Origin of the sequence: Flavobacterium sp. (genome assembly GCF_046293665.1) — a bacterium.
Lineage (GTDB): Bacteria > Bacteroidota > Bacteroidia > Flavobacteriales > Flavobacteriaceae > Flavobacterium.
Genome location: NZ_JBKBOL010000003.1, coordinates 258,601 through 261,961, shown reverse-complemented (window position 1 = coordinate 261,961; position 3,361 = coordinate 258,601). Strand labels below are relative to the sequence as shown.

Here is a 3,361-nt window from a genome sequence, read left to right as displayed (position 1 = left end):
ATGCTTGTGGTTCTGGTGCTACCTTAACTTTTAATGATGTAACTACTAATGGTGCTTGTGCCGGTTCGTATTCTGTAACCAGAACTTGGACCGCTACTGATGCTTGTGGAAATGCTTCTACGGCTTCACAAACCATTAATGTTCAAGATGTGACTGCTCCGGTTATTGCTGCTTTACCGGCAACTTCAACTATTGATTGTCCAGCAACTCCTTCTTTTGCCACGGCTACAGCTTCGGATACTTGTGATTCTAATTCAACATTGACTTTTGTTGACACTACAAATAACGGTAGTTGTGCAGGAAATTATTCTGTTACAAGAACTTGGACTGCTACTGATGCTTGTGGAAATACTGCTACGGCTTCGCAAACTATTAATGTTAGAGACATTACTGCCCCTACGTTTACAGTTCCTGCTGATATAACAATCAACGCAGGTGCCAATTGTGCTGTTGATTTAAATCCAGGAACAACTGGTTCAGTAACAAATATTTCTGATGCTTGTGATGCTAATCCAACAGTAACTTATACAGATTCTGACTGTTTCGGAAATGATAATGGCGGTTCAATCAATGCCGGAAATGGAAATTATTTCTACTTTGATGTAACTGGATTCGATAATTTAACAGCAAAAGACATTGAAAAAGTGGCCCTTGCTTTTGAAACCAATCAAGGAAAAGGAAGAGCCGAATTTACTTTGGTAGCACCAAATGGTACTGCTGTAGTATTAGTGGGTCCATATTGCACCGGTGGTGCCTGTGAAGACGCCAATTCTAATGATCAAGAATTATATTTACCAGTATTTTATCCAAATAGTTCGGGATACACTCAATGGAATAACAATAATGTTATTGCCCAAGATATTCCCCAAAACTTTACTCCAAATGGTGCTTTATCATCATCAAATACAATAACAGGGTTAACTTCTTATGTTTCTAGCTTTGAAAATTTAACCGGACCTATGAATGGTACTTGGTTTATCTTTTCCAGAAAACAAGCCAGTGTTAATGGAAGCATTAATTTTAATAGTGTTTGTTTAACTCCTTTAGATGTATGTGCTAGTAACAGAGTTATAACCAGAACTTGGACTGTAACTGATGAATGTGGAAACGCTTCAACAGCTACACAAACTATAAATGTACAAGATGTAACTGCGCCTGTAATTGCAACTTTACCAGCTACATCAACTATTAACTGTCCGGCTACGCCTGTGTTTGCTCAAGCAACTGCAACGGACAACTGTGATGCTAATGTTAGTTTGACTTTTGTTGACACTACAACCAATGGTGCTTGTGCCGGTTCTTATTCTGTAACCAGAACTTGGACTGCTACTGACGCTTGTGGAAACACTTCAACGGCTTCGCAAACTATTAATGTACAAGACGTAACGGCTCCGGTTATCGCTGAGTTACCTGCTGCTTCAACAATCTCTTGTCCGGCTGTGCCTGAGTTCGCTCAAGCTACTGCAACGGATGAATGTGGTTCGGCTTTCGAATTGACTTTCGCAGATGTAACAACTAATGGCGCTTGTGCCGGTTCTTATTCTGTAACCAGAACTTGGACTGCTACTGACGCTTGTGGAAATACTGCTACGGCTTCGCAAACTATTAATGTACAAGACGTAACCGCTCCGGTTATCGCCGAGTTACCTGCTGCTTCAACTATATCTTGTCCGGCTGTGCCTGAGTTCGCTCAAGCTACTGCAACGGATGAATGTGGTTCGGCTTTCGAATTGACTTTCGCAGATGTAACAACTAATGGCGCTTGTGCCGGTTCTTATTCTGTAACTAGAACTTGGACAGCTACTGACGCTTGTGGAAACACTTCAACGGCTTCGCAAACTATTAATGTACAAGACGTAACGGCTCCGGTTATCGCCGAGTTACCTGCTGCTTCAACTATATCTTGTCCGGCTGTGCCTGAGTTCGCTCAAGCTACTGCAACGGATGAATGTGGTTCGGCTTTCGAATTGACTTTCGCTGATGTAACAACTAATGGCGCTTGTGCCGGTTCTTATTCTGTAACCAGAACTTGGACTGCTACTGACGCTTGTGGAAATACTGCTACGGCTTCGCAAACTATTAATGTACAAGACGTAACAGCTCCGGTTATCGCCGAGTTACCTGCTGCTTCAACAATCTCTTGTCCGGCTGTGCCTGAGTTCGCTCAAGCTACTGCAACGGATGAATGTGGTTCGGCTTTCGAATTGACTTTCGCAGATGTAACAACTAATGGCCCTTGTGCCGGTTCTTATTCTGTAACCAGAACTTGGACTGCTACTGACGCTTGTGGAAACACTTCAACAGCTTCGCAAACTATTAATGTACAAGACGTAACAGCTCCGGTTATCGCCGAGTTACCTGCTGCTTCAACTATATCTTGTCCGGCTGTGCCTGAGTTCGCTCAAGCTACTGCAACGGATGAATGTGGTTCGGCTTTCGAATTGACTTTCGCAGATGTAACAACTAATGGCGCTTGTGCCGGTTCTTATTCTGTAACCAGAACTTGGACTGCTACTGACGCTTGTGGAAATACTGCTACGGCTTCGCAAACTATTAATGTACAAGACGTAACCGCTCCGGTTATCGCCGAGTTACCTGCTGCTTCAACTATATCTTGTCCGGCTGTGCCTGAGTTCGCTCAAGCTACTGCAACGGATGAATGTGGTTCGGCTTTCGAATTGACTTTCGCAGATGTAACTACTAATACTAATTGTGCCGGTTCTTATTCTGTAACCAGAACTTGGACTGCTACTGACGCTTGTGGAAATATAGCTACGGCTTCACAAACTATTAATGTACAAGACGTAACGGCTCCGGTTATCAATACTCAAGCTTCTGATATAGTTGTTGAATGTGATGGAAATGGTAATGAACAGGCTTTGTTAAATTGGTTATCATCTAATGGTGGCGCAACTGCAACTGACGAATGTTCAGCGGTAATTTGGTCAAATAACTTTAGCGAAATTGCAAATGATTGTTCAGCTGCTGTAACAGTTATATTTACTGCAACAGATGAGTGTGGAAATGCTTCTTCAACTTCAGCTACCTTTAGTATAAATGACACTCAAAATCCAATTGCTCCTCAAGCGCCTGCTGCTGTAACTGTAGCTTGTGCCGATGATGTACCTGCAATGATTTCCTTAACTGCTACTGATAACTGTAATGATGCTATCACTGTACAAGGTGTTGATGCTATAACTCAAGGAGATTGTCCTAACTCGTTCACTGTAACCAGAACTTGGACTTTCACTGATGCTTGTAACAACTCATCGTCTGTATCTCAAATTATTACGGTAAGTGATACTATTGCTCCGGTAACACCTCAAGCGCCTGCTGCTGTAACTGTAGCTTGTGCTGATGA

General features: G+C 42.6%; 1 protein-coding gene. It reads left to right on the top strand.

Going from position 1 to position 3,361, the window contains the following annotated elements:
• A partial coding sequence (locus ACK4R1_RS07510; RefSeq protein WP_409685389.1) for a hypothetical protein occupies positions 1–3,361 on the top strand: 3,361 nt, incomplete at both ends.